We start from the raw sequence: 15,686 nt of genomic DNA, 5'->3' as shown, positions 1-15,686 counted from the left end.
AACCGGGACGGCGTCGGCGGGGTCGGGTCGCCCGGGTGGCCCAGGCGCCCCCGGGTGGAGGCCGGTCACGGCAGGTCGATCGCCGCGTAGGTGAGGTCGAGGTATTCGAGGATGCCCTCGTGCGACCCCTCCTTGCCGATCCCGGACTGCTTCACGCCTCCGAACGGGGCCGACGGGTCCGAGATCAGGCCACGGTTGATGCCGACCATCCCCGTGTCCAGCCCCTCGGCGAATCGGATCGCCCGCTGCAGGTCACGGGTGAAGACGTAGCCGACCAGGCCGTGCTCGGTGTCGTTGGCCTTCGCCAGCACCTCGTCGTCGGACGTGAACGGGATGATCGGCGCCACCGGGCCGAAGATCTCCTCCCTCAGCATCCGCGCGTCCTCGGGCACGTCGACGAGGACCGTGGGCGGGTAGAAGTGGCCCGGCCCGTCCGGGCGCTCGCCGCCCACCAGGACCCGGGCGCCGCGCTCGACCGCGTCGGCGACGAGCTTGTCGATCGTGGTGACCGAGGCGTCGTCGATCAACGCCCCGACGTCCACGCCGTCGTCGAGGCCATGGCCCACCGAGAGCGCGCCCATCCGCTCGGCGAAGCGCGCCGTGAACTCCTCGCGCACCGGCTCCTCGACGTAGATCCGGTTGGCCGCGATGCAGGACTCCCCGATGTTGCGCATCTTGGCGACCATGGCACCGTCGAGCGCGACGTCCAGGTCGGCGTCCGCACACACGATCAGGGCCGCGTTGCCGCCCAGCTCCATGGAGGTACGCAGCACGTTGTCCGCAGCCTGCCGGAGCAGCACACGCCCGACCTCGGTCGACCCGGTGAAGGAGAGCTTGCGGGTCCGACCGTCGGCCAGCAGCGCGGAGACCACCTCGCCGGAGCGCTTGGTGGTCACCACGTTGACGACGCCCGGGGGAACGCCGACCTCCTCCATGATGCGGGCCAGCAACAGCATGGTGAGCGGCGTCTGGGCTGCCGGTTTGGTGATCGTCGTGCAGCCGGCGGCCAGCGCGGGGGCGATCTTGCGGGCGCCCATGGCCAGCGGGAAGTTCCAGGGCGTCACGAAGACGCACGGTCCGACCGGCTTCGGCACGGTGAGGATGCGGTATCCACCCGCGGGAGCGGTGCTGTAGCGCCCCTCGACGCGCACCGCCTCCTCGGCGAACCAACGGAAGAACTCGGCGCCGTAGGCCACCTCTGCCCGGGCCTCGGCGAGCGGCTTGCCCATCTCGAGCGTGATCAGCCGGGCGACCTCCTCGCATCGCTCGGTCAGTGCCCGGTGCGTCGCGGTCAACAGCTCCGACCGCTTCCGCGGCGGGGTCGCCGCCCACTGCGCCATCGCCGTGCTCGCCGCGTCCAGCGCGGCGAGCCCGTCGGCGACACCGGCGTCCGCCACCTCGGCGATGGTCTGGCCGGTGGCCGGGTCCTCGACGGCGAAGGTGGCTCCGCTTGCGGCGTCGCGCCAGGTGTCGCCGATCCGCAGCCGCCGGTGCTCGGGGGCCAGGACGTTCGTCGGGTCACTCACTGCGTCGCCTCCTGTGATGATCGTGGTGATGTCCGGCGTCCCGGCGATCGCGCCGTGCGCGTACCGGACGGGCCGCCCGCCCCCGTCGGCCGCGCGGCTACCGTCCGGCCGCGGACAGCGACAGCCCGGTCTCCGCGTCGAACAGGTGCGCACGGTCCAGGTCGACCGTGACCTGCAGCCGCTCGCCCGGCGTGCCGGTGACGGTGGGTCGTGCCTTGACCTTGAGGACCTCCGTCCCCACGAGGACGTCGACCACCGTCCGGTCACCGAGCGGCTCAAGTCCGTAGAGTTCCCCCGACAACGACGCGTCCCCGCGCTGTTCGATGGACAGGTCCTCCGCGCGCAGGCCCAGCAGCAGCGCACGACCGTCCTGCGCCGTGGTCCAGCGGGGCCGTGGCAGCGTCCAGCCTCCCGCACCGATCAGACGATCTCCCTCCGCCCGGCAGGCGAGCAGGCTGATCGGCGGGCTCCCGACGAAACCGGCGACCCACTGGTTGGCCGGCCGCTCGTACACCTCGGTCGGCGTGCCGACCTGTTGCACCTTCCCCTCCTTGAGGACCGCGACCTGGTCGGCCATGGACAGGGCCTCGACCTGGTCGTTGGTCACGTAGACGAAGGTCGCTCCGAGGCTGCGGTGGATGCGGGTGAGCTCGGTGCGCATCTCGACGCGGAGCTTGAGGTCGAGGTTCGTCAGCGGCTCGTCCATGAGGAACGCGCGCGGGCTACGGACCAGCGCCCGGGCCAGGGCGACCCGCTGCATCTCACCGCCCGACAACTGCGCGGGACGACGCTGCAGCAGACGTTCGATGTGCAGCAGGCTCGACATCCGCTCGACGGCGGCGGCGATCTCGGTCGAGGAACAGCGGCGTGCCCGCAGCGGCGAGGCGATGTTCTCGTACGCCGTGCGTCGCGGGTAGAGGGCGTAGTTCTGGAAGACCATGGCCAGGTCGCGTGCGGCCGGGGCGTCACCGGTCGCGTCCCTGCCGTCCAGGTGCACCGACCCGGCGTCGAGCTTGTCGAGGCCGGCGATCGCCCGCAGGGTCGTCGTCTTGCCTGCCCCGGAGGGCCCGAGCACGACGAAGAACGAACCGTCCGGCACGTCCAGCGTCACCCCGTCGAGGGCCTGGACCTTGCCGAAGGACTTGCGCAGCCCGTGCACTGCCACGGTACCCATCAGGCCACCAGCTCTTCCGTGCGCACGTCGTAGACCGCCGGGGTTCCGCCGGTGTGCCGCAGCCCGACCGGTGCGTCAGCGGCGAACCGGACGGTCGGTGGCATCCGAACCCGCACGTCGCGCTGGCCGCCGTGGTCGACCACGTAGATGATCTCGTCGCCCAGCCACTCGGCCGAGACCACGCGGGCCGGGATCGAACGTTCCGCCCCGGGCGCGGTGACCTCCAGCGCCTCCGGCCGGACGCCGGCGACCAGGCGACGGTCGCGCGGCAGGCCCGACGGTGGCGTGAGGGCCAGGCCGCCCTGACCGCGCAGGCTCCCGTCGGCCACCTCCACCTCGATCAGGTTGATCGGCGGGGAGCCGATGAACGCGGCGCAGAAGAGGCTCGCCGGACGGTCGTAGACCTCCAGCGGCGTGCCGACCTGCTCGACGCGGCCCTTGTTGAGGATGGCGATCCGATGACCGAGCGACATCGCCTCGACCTGGTCGTGGGTGACGTAGACCATCGTCGCCCCCAGCTCCCCCTGCAGGTGCTTGATCTCCGTACGCATGTCCGCCCTCAGCTCCGCGTCCAGGTTGGTGAGAGGTTCGTCCATGAGGAAGGCGCGTGGTCGTCGCACCAGGGCGCGGGCCAGCGCGACGCGCTGCTGCTCCCCGCCGGACAGCTGGCGCGGTCGCCGGTCCAGCAGCGGACCGAGCCGCATCAGCCGGGCGGCCTCGGCGACCCGCGCCTGCACCTCCGGCTTGGGCAGCCCTTCGGCGCGCAGGGGGAACGCCAGGTTGTCGCGGGTCCTCAGGTGCGGGTAGAGCGCGTAGAACTGGAACACCATGGCGATGTCGCGCTCGGCGGGCGGCAGGTCGTTGACCAGCGTGTCGCCGATGCGGATGTCGCCCGTCGTCTGCCGCTCCAGGCCGGCGATGGCCCGCAGCGTGGTCGTCTTGCCGCAACCCGAAGGGCCGAGCATCACGAACAGCTCGCCGTCGCCGATGGACAGGTCCACGTGTTCGACCGCGACCGTTCCGTCCGGGTAGCGCTTGTGCAGGGCGGTCACCTCGATGCCGGCCATCAGCGTCGCACCGCCCCGAGTGTCACACCGGCGACGAGGTGCTTGCGCACCAGGTAGGCGAAGACGAGCACCGGCAGGGCGAACACCACGGAGGCGGCGGCCACCAGACCCCAGTCCACAGTGGTGCCGCCGATGAGGCCGGCGATGGCGGGTGGAGCCGTCCGGACCTCGTCGCTGGAGGTGAGGAAGATGGCGAACACGAACTCGTTCCAGGAGAAGATGAGGGCGAAGACCGCCGTCGCGGCGATGCCGGGCACGAGCAGGGGGAGGGTGAACTTCCAGAACGCCTGCAGACGGGTGTAGCCGTCGAGCATGGCGGCGTCCTCGTACTCCGCGGGCACCTCGTCGACGAACCCCTTCATCATCCAGATCGTGAACGGGACGTTGAACGCGGCGTAGATGAGGATCAGGCCGAGCTTGCTGTCGATGAGCCCTACCTGGCGGTACATGAGGAAGATCGGGATCACGACCACCACGGGCGGCATGAAGCGGGTGGACAGGATGAAGAACAGCTGGTCCTTCTTGGCCTTCAGCGTGAACCGTGAGTAGGCCCAGGCCGCCGGGACCCCCAGCACGGTGGCCAGCACCGTGGAGACCCCGGCGACCACCACGGAGTTGAGGAACGAGACGGACAGGGCCGAGCGACCGCCGTCGGGGGCGACGAACACGTCCTTGAAGTGGTCCAGGGTGACGTTGAAGTCGAAGAACTTCGCCGGGATGGCGTAGACGTCCCGGTTGTCCTTGATGGACGTCTCGATCATCCACAGCACCGGGAAGAGCATCACGACGGCCAGCACGGTCAGCAGCACGACCTCCAGCGCGGGGCGGCCCCGGCCGCCGAAGCGGCGCGCGGGGGGCGTGTGATCCCGGGCAGGAGCTGCGGACACGGCCTCGTCGACGGAGACGGCCATCAGCCCTCCTTGAGCTTGTTCAGGTAGCGCAGGTAGAGCTGCGTGAGGACGACGACGACGAGGACCATGAGGATTCCGTACGCCGAGGCGGTGCCGGTGTTGAAGCCCAGGAACGCGACCTTGTAGACGTGGAACGACAACGTCTCGGTGGAGACCCCGGGGCCCCCGTTGGTGAGGATGTAGACGAGGTCGAACAGCCGGAACGCCTCGATGGCCCGGAACAATACGGCGATGAGGAGCAGCGGCCACACCAGCGGAAGGGTGATGGTGCGGAACCGGAACCACTCGGACGCCCGGTCGATCGAGGCGGCCTCGTACAGGTACCTGGGCACCGCGGTGAGGCCTGCGAGTGCGATGAGCATGATGAAGGGCGTCCACTGCCAGGTGTCGACCACGATCAGGGAGACCAGTGCCGTCCGCTGCCGGGTGAGCCACTCCACCTGCTCCAGGCCGATCGAGCCGAGCATGCTGTTGACCACGCCGAACTGCGCGTCGAGCATGAATCGCCAGAACAGCCCGACCACGACCGGCGACAGCATCATCGGGACCAGGAACAGGGTGGTCAGCAGCCCCCGCCCGTGCGTACGCCGGGAGATCAGGTAGGCGATGGTGAAGCCGAGCACGGTCTGCAGGGAGACCGCGCCGACCACGTAGATCAACGTCGTCAGGGCCCTCGTGTGGACCTGCGCCGACGTCAGGATGGCCGTGTAGTTGCCGAACCCGACGAAGTTGGCGGGCCCGCCGCGGGTGGCCGAGTAGTCGGTGAACGACAGGTACAACGCCCACAGCAACGGGAACACCGACATCGCGAGCAACAGCAGCAGTGCGGGGGAGATGAAGGCCACGGCGAGCCCGCGGTCGCCCAGCCGGGGGGACCGGCCCCGGGCAGGCGGTGTCGCGGACGCCACCTGCCCGGGGCCGTCGGTCGTCAGAGGGACGGGCTCACTCACAGTCCGCCGCCGCCCTTGCGGCCGCTCGAGTCGAGCACGCTCTGCTGCTCCCTGGCGATGTCGTCGAGCGCGTCCTTCGGCTTCTTCGCGCCGTTGAGGGCCGCGTTCACGTTGGTGTTCTCGATGTCGACGAGGCGCGCGTACTCGGGCACGTTCCACATGTCCCGCATCCGGGGAACCGAGTCGGCGTACACCTTGTTGAACGGCCCGGCGTTGAGGAACTCGGGCGACTCCAGGGCGTCCGTACGCGCCGGCACGCCACCGGCCGCGGCCCACTTCTTCTGGATGTCGGGCCGCTCGAACCACTTCATGAAGTTCAGCGCCTCCGCCTGGTTCGCCGCGGGGGAGTAGGCCGACACGTGCATCCCCATGCCGCCGAGGGGGACGAGGTTCGTCTTCTGGCTCGGCAGGGTGGCGAAGCCCAGCTTGTCGAGGATCTGCTCCCGCGTGGTGCCGAGCGTCGACTGCTTCGGATCGAGCAGGCCGCCGCTCGCGGCGATCCAGTTGAACGCGATGCATGCCTTGCCCTGGGCGACCGCCGCGTTCACCTCGTCGATGAACCAGTTGCCGGAGCCCTTGGCGGTCAGCGGCTTCATCTTGTTGACCAGGACGTCCATCGCCTCCTGGCCCGCGGCGTCGTTGAGGACGCCGTCGATCTTGCGCGTCTTGGGGTCCCAGAGGTTGCCGCCGTAGATGCCGTTGACCGTGTTGTAGGTGACGGCCGCGGCGTCGGAGCCGTTGGCCTGGTGGAACGCCAGCCCGCTGACGCCCGGGTTGTCCGCCTGGCACCTCCCGGCGACCGAGATCATCTCGTCCCAGGTCTGCGGCGGCTTGTCGCCGATGAGGTCCTTGCGGTAGATCATCGTCCAGGTGTCGCCGAGCAGCGGCAGTCCGTACAGGCTGGCGTTCTCGTCGCGCTTGCCGGTCTCCGCCTGGGGGAACTGGCCGTAGGCCGCCAGAAGGTAGGGGTTGTAGGCCTTGACGTCGATGTTGTTCTTGACGAAGTCGGTGAGGTCGAGGATGTTGCCGTTCGTCACGGCCTCGCCGATGTGTTGCGAGTCCAGGATCGCGATGTCGAAGTCGGTCTTGTGCGCGGCGAACTGGGTGAACATCGCGTCGTGCCAGTTCGCGTTCGGCACGGTGTTGACCTTGATGGTCGTGTTCGGCCGCTCCTTCTTGTACTCCGCGTTCGCGAAGTCTTCCAGGGCGTGAGCGGGGGGCCAGTCGAACCAGATGAAGCTGAGGGTCAGCGGGTCCTTGGTGAGCTCCGGGATGGTCGCCGGTGCCTTGGGGGCGCCCGCCTTCGCGTCGCCGTCGTCCTGGCCGTCGCCGCAGGCCGCCACGGTCGTGGCGACCAGCAGCATGGCCGCCGTCGCCAGCCGCGCCTTTCGCCCGGGAACGGACAATCGTCCTGTCAGCTTCGGATGCCGCATCTTCTGGCCTGCTTTCTGGTGGGGGTGTGGAGCCTCGCTAGGTGCTTCGCCGAGCAGGTGCCGGGTCGTTCAGGCGCGTTGCCGGGCTGTCGCGGGGCCGACCCGCGGGGGTCGGCGTCGCGAGCGCGCCGGGACGCGCCGGGTCCGCGCGCCGTCGAGCGGCCCTTCGACCCGTCCGGGCCGGTGACGACCGGGGAGGGGTGTCGAGCATGCTCGTGGGAGCGTCAGGTGATCGAGTGGAGCGGTGGCAGGTGGTTCCGGCGGTGCAGAATGACGGGCGCTCGTCGGATTTCCTATACGATCGAGCGGGGCGTCAGCATGTCGCAGCGTGGTGACTGGTGTCAACAGGTTCCCGAAGATGCAGGAAAGGACCTCACGTCACGATGGACGACGAAGCGATGGCCGCGCGGGGCCGTAGGGCCGTGACGGGTGGAACGTCGTCGGGCAGATCCGGCGGCCGGCTCGCCGACGAGGTGTACGACACGCTGCTCGGACAGCTGATGTCGCTACGGATCGAGCCTGGCTCCCGCGTCACGATCGACGTCCTGGCGCGGGAGCTGGGGGTCTCGCAGACGCCGATCCGGGACGCTCTTAACCGCATGGAGGCCGAGGGTCTGGTCGTGCGGGTGCCCCACGCCGGCTACCGCATTCCCCCCCAGATCACCCGGAACCGATTCGAAGACATGCTCGAGGTCCGCCTGCTCCTGGAGCCGGCAGCGGCGCGCAGGTCCGCCGAACGCGCCTCCTTGCCGCAGGTGGCCGGGCTGCGACGGATGCTGGAGGAGATGGCGGAGCTGGAGGGGGGCAGCGGGCCCCTGGCCTACGGCGCCTTCGGGCTGCGCGACGCCGCCTTCCACGATCTCGTCGCGCTGAGCGCGGGGAACCAGGTCATCCGCGAGGCGCTCGCCCGCCTGCACAGTCACGTCCACCTCTTCCGGCTGCACCACGACACCCAGGTCACCCACCTGGCCATGGCCGAGCACGAGGAGGTCGTGGCCGCGATCGCCGCCCGTGACCCCGACGCCGCCGCCTACGCGATGCGGCGGCACATCCTGCGGTCCGGCGAGCGTTTCCGGCGGCTGTTCGACGAGGTCGAGGGTGCGGACGCGATGCCGGTAGAGGCTTGACGGGCGGGCGGGGCAGGGGAATGCTAGCCCAATCGGATCGGATTGGATCGCGTCCGCCTCACCGCCACCAGACACGAGGAGAAGCAGGTGCCCAGAGCGCTGCTCCTGACCGGCGACGCCGCCGAGGAACTCGACACCATGTACCCCTACTACCGCGTGCAGGAGGGCGGCTGGGACGTCGACGTCTCGTCACGGACGAGACGTGACGTGCAACTGGTCATCCACGAGTTCGACCCCAACTCCGACGCCTACGTGGAGAAGAACGGCCGGAAGCTGCCGGTCGACGTGCCCTGGGCCGAGGTCGACGTCGAGCGCTACGACGCCCTCATCATCCCCGGTGGGCGCGCCCCCGAATGGATCCGGGTCGACGCCGACGTCAGGCGCATCACCGAGCACTTCTTCGCCCGCAACCTCCCCATCGCCCTGGTGTGCCACGGCGCGCAGGTCCCGGCGGTGTACGGGCTGCTGAAGGGCCGGAAGACGGCGTGCTTCCCCCCGATCACCGGGGACATGGAGAACGCGGGCGCGACGGTCATCGACGCCCCCGACGTCGTGGACGGCAACCTCGTCTCCTGCCGGGGCTGGCCCGACATGCCGCAGTTCGGCAGGGCGATGATGGAGGTCTTCTCGAAGTCCGTCGGCCCCGCGTCGGCATGAGCGCACCCGGCCTGCCCCGGTGACGGCACATCGGACCGTCACCGTCGACGGCTCCCCCGTGCACGTCTTCGAGAGCGGAGCCGGGCCCGCGGTGCTGATGCTGCACGGCTCCGGACCCGGCACGACCGGGTCCGGGGCCTGGGCGGCGACGGCGCAGGCGCTGGGCACGTCCTGGCACGTGCTGGCCCCTGACCAGGCGGGGTTCGGCCGCACCCCCGTCCCGGCGGGCTCCAGGGGCGGGCTCAGGCTGTGGACGGAGCAGGCCGCCGGCCTGATGGACGCCCTCGGTGTCGAGCACTACGCGGTCGTGGGTCACTCCATGGGCGGCGCCGTCGCGCTGGCGTTGGCGGCCGCGCGCCCTGAGCAGGTCAGCCGTGTCGTGGCGGTCTCGACGATGGGCGCCCCCGGGGCGCCGCTGTCCGCCGACCTCGACGCGATCTGGGCCGCCCCCGCCGGCCCGCCCGGGGCCCGGGACATGCTGAGTCGACTCGTCCTCGACCAGGCGCTCGTGACCGATGCGGCCGTCGAGACCCGCGCCGCCGCGATGCGGGCGGGTGCGGCCGCGTTCGCGTCGTTGTTCCCGCCACCCAGGGCGCGGTGGGCCGACGACCTCACCCTCTCGGCGCGGACGCTGGCCGCGATCCGCGCGCCCGTGCTGCTCGTGCACGGCGCCGAGGACCGGGTCACCCCGCTCGCGGCGTCGACCCTGCCCCTGCTCGAACACCTGGCTGATGTCCGGCTGCACGTGCTCGGCCGGTGCGGGCACGTGCCGGCGATCGAGCACCCGCACGAGTTCCGGCAACTGCTGTCGGGCTTCCTCCGCCGGGACAGCCGCCACTGACTGCTGCGCCAGGCCCGCGGCCCGCGCTCAGGCAGCTCAGCGGGAAGCAGGGCCGGGCCTGCTCACCGGTCGTCGCCGGAGCAGCAGGAGCAGCCCGGCTGGCATCCGCAGTCGTCCTCCCCGCCCGGGGTGGCGGCGGTGGGCGTACCGGCGGTCGGGGCCGCGCAGCAGGCGTCGCCGCGCCAGGCCTCGCGGCCTTCCTTGACGGCGACGGCGGCGATGACGAGCGCGGCGAGCGGGTCGGCCCAGGACCAGCCGAACAGGGCGTTGAGGCCGAGGCCGACGAGCAGGACCGCCGACAGGTAGGTGCAGAGCAGGGTCTGCCTGGAGTCGGCCACCGCGGTGCGGGAGCCGAGTTCCCGGCCGGCGCGTCGCTGGGCGTACGACAGTCCGGGCATGACGGCCAGGGACAGCGCGGCGAGGACGAGGCCGACGGGGGAATGGTCGGCGTCGGCGCCGCCGAGCAGGGCGCGGACGGACTCGACGGTGACGTACGCGGCGAGGGCGAAGAACGAGACCGCGATGACGCGCAGGGCGGTCTTCTCCCGGGCCTCGGGGTCGCGGCCGGCGAACTGCCAGGCCACGGCGGCGGCGGAGGAGACCTCGATGACGGAGTCGAGGCCGAAGCCGATCAGCGCGGTGGACGAGGCGATGGTGCCGGCGCTGATGGCCACGACCGCCTCGACGACGTTGTAGGTGATGGTGGCGGCGACCAGCAGGCGTACCCGCCGGGCGAGGACTGCCCGGCGGGCCGGCGTCGGGCCGGCCGGGGCCTGGACCAGGGGCAGGGCCATCAGCAGCAACCCTTCGTGGCGGCGTCGGGGCAGACGGCGGGGTCGACGGCGAGCACGAGGCCGAGCAGGTCGCCGAGGGCGTGGGCGAGGCGCGGGTCGGCGAGCTCGTAGCGGGTGCGGCGGCCTTCGGGGGTGGCCACGACGAGGCCGCAGCCGCGCAGGCAGGTCAAATGGTTGGACAGGTTCTGCCGGGTGGTGCCGAGCAGGTCGGCGAGCTGCGCCGGGTAGCCGGGGCCGTCGCGCAGCGCCAGCAGCAGGCGGGCCCGGGTGGGGTCGGACAGGGCGTGGCCGAACCGGGCCAGCACCTGCCCGTGGGTCAACGTCTCCACATCCCGGATAGTACATCCGTGGCTGTATCAAGCAAGGCGGTCCGACGCCGCCGGGGCCCTGGCTCCGGGGCGTCAGACGTCGGATTCGACGGCGAAGGTGTTGCCGTCCGGATCCTGGAACCAGGCGATACGTCCACCGCCGGCCCGGGCGGTGATTCCTCTGGCGTCGTGGTCGAGCTGGTCGTACCGGATGAACCCGACGCCGGCCGAGGCGAGCTCGTCGACGATCCGCTCGATGTCGTCGACATACCATGTCGCCAGCGTCGCCGGGCTCTTCCCGGCGGTGACCGACTGGTAGACGTTCAGCGCCGCCACGCCGCCGGAACCATAGACGCGGCTGCCGCCGGCGATGTCGGCGCTGGGGCCCGACCGCAGCGGCCGTAGGCCCAGTCGGCCTTCGTAGAACGCGACCGCCCGTTGTATGTCGGACACGGCGATCGAAGCTCTGAGGTGATGCGTGCTCAGCGGCATGGACCACTGTCGCACACGCAGACGCCGGGGTCAGGGCGAACCAGGCAACGCGCGAACCCCACCCCCGCAGCCGCCGACGACTGTGGAGGTGGGGCGGCGTTCCGCACGGATGCCGGCGCGCAGACCCGGTGTGGACGCGGGCTAGGAGTGCGGCTTGTCGACGTACCCGATCTCCTCCAGCTTGCCGTCGATGAGCCGGTAGGTGGCCGTCCGTTCGATCACCAGCTCGACCATCGAGGCGTCGTCGGGTCGGGTCAGGTAGACCACCTGCGCCTGGCCGGCACTGATGGTGACCTTCTCGACCGGGGTGCGGTCGCCGAGGTCGACCGTGCCGACGTAGGCCGGGGCGCCCTTGACGTTGCGCCAGAGCACGATGCCCCAGAACTTGCCCGTCCCGCCGCCGTCGAGCATGACCGCGCGCACCGCGTCGGCGGCACCGTCGCCGGTCAGGTCGCCGATCGCGCACGGCGGTTGCAGGGCGACCACCACGCCGTCCTCGCCGGCCCAGCGCCCCTCGGTCAGCGGGATCGGGTCAGGGTAGTCGTTGTATCGCACCTTCGTGCTGCCCAGCTCCGATTCGGCCACCTGGTCGCAGGTCAGCGCGGGGACCTTCGCGGGCGGTGCGGCGGTCGGCGAGACGTTGTCGTTCTCGCTGCTGCCGTCGCCGAACGGCTCTTCGGCCACCGGCGAATCCGTTGGCGTCGTGGTGCCGTCGGGGCCCGGCGCGGCGCCGTCGTTGATCTCGATCGTGCAACCGCCCGCCACGAGGACCAGGGCGAGCGCGGCCAGCGGCAGCAGCGTCCTGCGCATGTTGTTCCTTTCGATGAAGTCGGCCGCAGCGTAGTGCGCCCCCGCCACTGCCGGACTTCATCGCGTTCGGCGCGGGCCAGCCCCGGGCGCTGCGCCGGCCGAGCTACCTCAACCGATGCCGTCGACCGCGGCCCGGAGCGCACTGATCGACGGATCCCAGCTGAAGTTCAGCACGGGGATGCCGGAAGCGGCGGCGTTGCTGTCGCCGCCGAGGACCACTGCCCGCGGCTTGCCGGTGCCCTGGGGGACCACCAGATACCAGCTGCCCTTCACGTTCGCGATGAACACTTCGTCTACCTCCTGGTCGGTGGGGTCGGGGGTGGCGGCGTCCCCGGCGTAGTTCTCGAAGTCCGCCGTGGCGCCGAAGTTCGTCGGGCTTGCGGTGTTCAGCCAGAGGCTGGTGTGCACATGCGGCCCGACGCCGTAGTCACTGCCGTTCGCCGAGGCGCCGGAGTATGCGATCGTCTGTCCGCGCGACACGCGTTGACCGGTCGAGACGGCGATCGACGAGAGGTGCAGGTGCCGGGTGTAGTTGCCGTCGTCGTGGGCCATGCCCACGACGCGCCCGGTCGCGGTGGAGGTGTCGGTCTTCACGGAACGGATCGTGCCGTTCGCCGCGGCCATGACGGGCGTGCCGGTGCCGACCGCGTAGTCGGTGCCCGGCTCACCCGAGGGGGGCGTCCGGTTCCGGTGGTCCTGCCAGGAGCTCGAGATGCGGACGTTCCCGCACGGCCGCTGATAGCCGCCGGCAGCCCGGGCGGGGCCGGGCAGCAGGGCAAAGGCGGCCGACACCCCGGACGCCGCCAACGCGGCGCCCGTGATGAACCCCCGCCTCGAGAGTCCCCTCAGATAGGCGACGCCGGCGAGATCCTCCGGCCGCAGCTCGCCGTGGCTGACATCCTGCAGGTCAGGGTGAGGCTCCTCGTTGAGGATCATCAATGCAAACTAGGGCCACTTCCGGTGCGGGGCAAGGGTTTCTCCCCGGTCGGCCCGGAAGTCGCGTGCGCCCGCGGAGTCGCGGGGCGCGTCCGGGAGCGTATGTCGTGGTCGCCGCCGCCCGACGCCCGACACGAACCCGACGTGCGTGGTCGGCACATAGTTGCGTGCTCGGCAACGTTGTGGAAGCCTCACTCAGTGTTGAGGCCGAGACGCAAGCGCTGGTTCGGGGGCGTGTGATGCTGAGAAAACGATCGACTGAACCTCGTGCGGCAGGCGGGGACGCGCCCCTGCCCAAGGAGCTGCAGAAGATCGCCGTGGTGGTCCTGGTCGGCCTTCTGCTGATGCAGCTCGATGGAACCATGGTGGGCATCGCGCTGAACACCCTCTCCGGTGAGCTCTCCGTCTCCGTGTCGACCCTCCAGTGGGTCGTGACCGGATACCTGCTCGCGCTGATGGTGGGTATGCCGATCGCGGGCTGGGCGGCCGACCGGTTCGGCACCCGCAGAATGTGGACCGTCTCGCTCGTCGTCTTCCTCGTCGGCTCGGTGCTCTGCGGCATCGCCGTCAACATCGAGACGCTGATCTTCGCGCGGGTGGTGCAGGGCCTCGGCGGCGGCATGATGGTCCCCGTCGGGCAGGCGATGCTGATGCGGGTCGCCGGCGCCGAGCACCGCGCGCGTCTGGTGGGGCTGATGGCCATCCCGGGCGTGATCGGCCCCACGCTCGGCCCCGTCGTGGGCGGCGTCATCGTCGACGACTTCAGCTGGCGGTGGATGTTCCTCATCAACATCCCGATCGGGCTGATCGCCTTCTTCCTGGCCGGCCGCAACCTGCCCAACTTCAAGGAGGAGGCCAGCGCCGCGCTGGACGTGCTCGGCGTGGTGCTGCTGGTGCCCGGCCTGGTGGCCGTGGTCTTCGGCCTCTCCCGGGCGGCCGCCGGCGGCCTCGGCGACCCCCTGGTCGTCGCCCCGCTCGTCACGGGCGTCGTGCTGATCGCCGGATTCATCCTGCACGCCGCCCGGCCGAACATCGAGGCCCTGGTGTCGATGCGGCTGTTCAAGTACAAGAACTTCGCGGCGGCCAGCGCGTTGACGTTGCTGGCGGCGCTCACGATGGGCGCCGGGATCGTGCAGCCTCTGTTCCTGCAGCAGGTGCACGGCGAGAGCCCGATGGGCGCCGGCCTTCTGCTGGTCGGGTTCGGTGTGGGCTCGGCGCTCACCTCCGTCGTGCTCAGCCGCGTGTTCAACCGGCTCGGCGCGAGGCTGGTGGGGACCGTCGGCCTGGCCCTGACCTTCACCGGAACGGTCGCGTTCACGCAGTTCTACGCCAGCACCGGGCGGGTGTTCATCGTGCTCGCCATGCTCCTGTCCGGGGTGGGGCTCGCGATGGTCACCCTGACCATGTCGACGGCCCTCTACGTCGGGCTGCCGCCGCAGCAGATCGCCCGCGCCACCGGCGCCTCGCGGATCGTCCAGCAGCTCGGCCTCTCGACCGGCACGGCGGTGATCAGCCTGGTGCTGCAGATCCAGCTGACCAAGCAGACCGCCGGGTCCGGCCTGGACAGTCTCGCGAACGCCTACCACCACGCGTTCTGGTGGAGTGCCGGCTTCCTCGCGCTCGCGATCGTGCCGGCGCTGCTGTTGCCCGGGCGGATCCCGGCGACCCCCGGTGCCCAGGACAAGAAGGTTGCCCAGGCGCAACCCGCGTGAGCGGGACCGGGATGGCGTCACCGGTCTTCTCGACATCTCGTTGATCTGGAAGGAAAACAGGAACATGACTGCGAACTCCATCACGGCCGAGGCCGCCGGGACGCTGACGCTCGGCGGTGACCTGCCCGTGCGCCGGCTCGGCTTCGGCGCGATGCGGCTGGCGTTCGGCGGCTCCGTGCGCGATCCCGAGACTGCCGCCACGGTGCTGCGCAGCGCGGTCGACAGCGGGGTGAACCACATCGACACCGCCGGCTTCTACGGGTTCGGTGACCTCCACTCGCACGAGGTCATCCGGCAGGCGCTCTTCCCGTACCCCGCCGATCTGGTGATCGCCACCAAGGTGGGCCCGGTGATCGAGGGCGGGGTCGTGCCGACCGCGGAGGCCAAGCCCGACCAGCTCCGCCAGCTCGTCGAGGAGGACCTGCGCCGTCTCGGGGTGGACCGCCTCGACCTGGTCTACCTGCGGGTGGGCGGCGCGACGGCGGCACCGGGCGGCGTGTCGATCGGGGACCGCTTCGCGGCCCTCGCGCAGCTTCGCGAGGAGGGCCTCATCCGGCATCTCGGCGTGAGCAACGTCGACGCGGAGCAGCTTGCCGAGGCGCAGGCCATCGCCCCGGTCGCGGCCGTGCAGAACCAGTTCCACGTGCACTTCCGTGGCGACTCCGAGCTCGTCGCCCAGTGCGCGAAGGACGGCATCGCGTACGTGCCGTTCTTCCCGGTCGGCGGCGGTGGCGCGCCCATCGACCACGACCGGCTCAAGGCCGTCGCGGAGCGCCACGGAGCGACGACCCGGCAGGTCGCGCTCGCGTGGCTGCTCGCCGTGTCGCCGGCGATCCTGGCCATCCCCGGCACCAGCGTGCTGGACCACCTCACCGAGAACATCGCGGCGGCCGGCCTTGCCCTCACCGACGAGGACATGGCCGCCCTGTCCGAGTAACGCAACCGCGG

At 70.9% G+C, this 15,686-nt stretch carries 16 protein-coding genes; 5 read left to right on the top strand and 11 right to left on the bottom strand.

The window, feature by feature from the left end:
• Positions 1 to 65: 65 nt before the first annotated feature.
• The 6 genes from LPU61_RS29375 to LPU61_RS29350 all read right to left on the bottom strand — a co-directional run bounded on the left by LPU61_RS29375 (position 66) and on the right by LPU61_RS29350 (position 7,061).
• The gene (locus LPU61_RS29375) at positions 66 to 1,526 is read right to left on the bottom strand and encodes an NAD-dependent succinate-semialdehyde dehydrogenase (RefSeq protein WP_229406764.1); all 1,461 of its coding nucleotides are present in this window, start codon (positions 1,524 to 1,526) and stop codon (positions 66 to 68) included.
• Positions 1,527 to 1,623: 97 nt separating this feature from the next.
• The gene (locus LPU61_RS29370; RefSeq protein ID WP_043967796.1) at positions 1,624 to 2,700 is read right to left on the bottom strand and encodes an ABC transporter ATP-binding protein; all 1,077 of its coding nucleotides are present in this window, start codon (positions 2,698 to 2,700) and stop codon (positions 1,624 to 1,626) included.
• The gene (locus LPU61_RS29365; protein ID WP_043967797.1) at positions 2,700 to 3,767 is read right to left on the bottom strand and encodes an ABC transporter ATP-binding protein; all 1,068 of its coding nucleotides are present in this window, start codon (positions 3,765 to 3,767) and stop codon (positions 2,700 to 2,702) included. Before LPU61_RS29365 ends, LPU61_RS29370 begins: the two co-directional genes overlap by 1 nt.
• A complete protein-coding gene (locus tag LPU61_RS29360; protein WP_091284712.1) occupies positions 3,767 to 4,678 on the bottom strand; it encodes a carbohydrate ABC transporter permease in 912 nt (303 codons plus the stop codon). The genes LPU61_RS29365 and LPU61_RS29360 overlap by 1 nt, the downstream gene beginning before the upstream one ends.
• Positions 4,678 to 5,523, bottom strand: coding sequence for a carbohydrate ABC transporter permease (locus tag LPU61_RS29355; protein WP_229406763.1), 846 nt, complete (start codon positions 5,521 to 5,523; stop codon positions 4,678 to 4,680). Before LPU61_RS29355 ends, LPU61_RS29360 begins: the two co-directional genes overlap by 1 nt.
• A gap of 101 nt (positions 5,524 to 5,624) precedes the next feature.
• Positions 5,625 to 7,061, bottom strand: a complete 1,437-nt coding sequence (locus LPU61_RS29350; RefSeq protein ID WP_229406762.1) for an extracellular solute-binding protein — start codon at positions 7,059 to 7,061, stop codon at positions 5,625 to 5,627.
• 383 nt (positions 7,062 to 7,444) lie between these two features.
• Between LPU61_RS29350 and LPU61_RS29345 the strand changes: the two genes are divergently transcribed.
• The 3 genes from LPU61_RS29345 to LPU61_RS29335 all read left to right on the top strand — a co-directional run bounded on the left by LPU61_RS29345 (position 7,445) and on the right by LPU61_RS29335 (position 9,686).
• Positions 7,445 to 8,188 (top strand): GntR family transcriptional regulator, encoded by a 744-nt coding sequence (locus tag LPU61_RS29345; RefSeq protein ID WP_229406761.1) that lies wholly within the window; start codon positions 7,445 to 7,447, stop codon positions 8,186 to 8,188.
• A gap of 87 nt (positions 8,189 to 8,275) precedes the next feature.
• Positions 8,276 to 8,845: a DJ-1/PfpI family protein gene (locus LPU61_RS29340; protein ID WP_043967805.1), complete on the top strand. Its 570-nt coding sequence runs from the start codon at positions 8,276 to 8,278 to the stop codon at positions 8,843 to 8,845.
• Positions 8,846 to 8,864: 19 nt separating this feature from the next.
• Positions 8,865 to 9,686 carry an alpha/beta fold hydrolase gene (locus LPU61_RS29335; RefSeq protein WP_043967807.1) on the top strand — a complete coding sequence of 274 codons (822 nt, stop codon included), beginning with the start codon at positions 8,865 to 8,867 and terminating at the stop codon, positions 9,684 to 9,686.
• A gap of 62 nt (positions 9,687 to 9,748) precedes the next feature.
• Here the strand turns inward: LPU61_RS29335 and LPU61_RS29330 are convergent, their stop codons facing one another.
• The 5 genes from LPU61_RS29330 to LPU61_RS29310 all read right to left on the bottom strand — a co-directional run bounded on the left by LPU61_RS29330 (position 9,749) and on the right by LPU61_RS29310 (position 13,026).
• Positions 9,749 to 10,480 (bottom strand): cation transporter, encoded by a 732-nt coding sequence (locus LPU61_RS29330; protein WP_229406760.1) that lies wholly within the window; start codon positions 10,478 to 10,480, stop codon positions 9,749 to 9,751.
• Positions 10,480 to 10,809, bottom strand: coding sequence for a helix-turn-helix transcriptional regulator (locus LPU61_RS29325; protein WP_043967811.1), 330 nt, complete (start codon positions 10,807 to 10,809; stop codon positions 10,480 to 10,482). Before LPU61_RS29325 ends, LPU61_RS29330 begins: the two co-directional genes overlap by 1 nt.
• 72 nt (positions 10,810 to 10,881) lie before the next feature.
• Positions 10,882 to 11,280: a VOC family protein gene (locus LPU61_RS29320; RefSeq protein ID WP_043967813.1), complete on the bottom strand. Its 399-nt coding sequence runs from the start codon at positions 11,278 to 11,280 to the stop codon at positions 10,882 to 10,884.
• Positions 11,281 to 11,421: 141 nt separating this feature from the next.
• Entirely contained in the window at positions 11,422 to 12,090 is a 669-nt protein-coding gene (locus tag LPU61_RS29315) for a hypothetical protein (protein WP_052503916.1), read from the bottom strand.
• Positions 12,091 to 12,198: 108 nt separating this feature from the next.
• Positions 12,199 to 13,026, bottom strand: coding sequence for a M23 family metallopeptidase (locus tag LPU61_RS29310; protein WP_229406759.1), 828 nt, complete (start codon positions 13,024 to 13,026; stop codon positions 12,199 to 12,201).
• 167 nt (positions 13,027 to 13,193) lie between these two features.
• On the opposite strand from LPU61_RS29310, the gene LPU61_RS29305 reads away from it, so the two are divergent.
• A complete protein-coding gene (locus LPU61_RS29305) occupies positions 13,194 to 14,738 on the top strand; it encodes an MDR family MFS transporter (protein WP_158499193.1) in 1,545 nt (514 codons plus the stop codon).
• Positions 14,739 to 14,802: 64 nt separating this feature from the next.
• A complete protein-coding gene (locus tag LPU61_RS29300; protein ID WP_043967818.1) occupies positions 14,803 to 15,675 on the top strand; it encodes an oxidoreductase in 873 nt (290 codons plus the stop codon).
• Positions 15,676 to 15,686: the final 11 nt, after the last annotated feature.

It is taken from the genome of Micromonospora sp. NBRC 110038 (assembly GCF_020884815.1).
GTDB classification, from domain to species: Bacteria; Actinomycetota; Actinomycetes; order Mycobacteriales; family Micromonosporaceae; genus Micromonospora; species Micromonospora haikouensis.
Note: the sequence above shows the minus strand (reverse complement) of the source record. Positions and strands in the feature narration are given on the sequence as shown.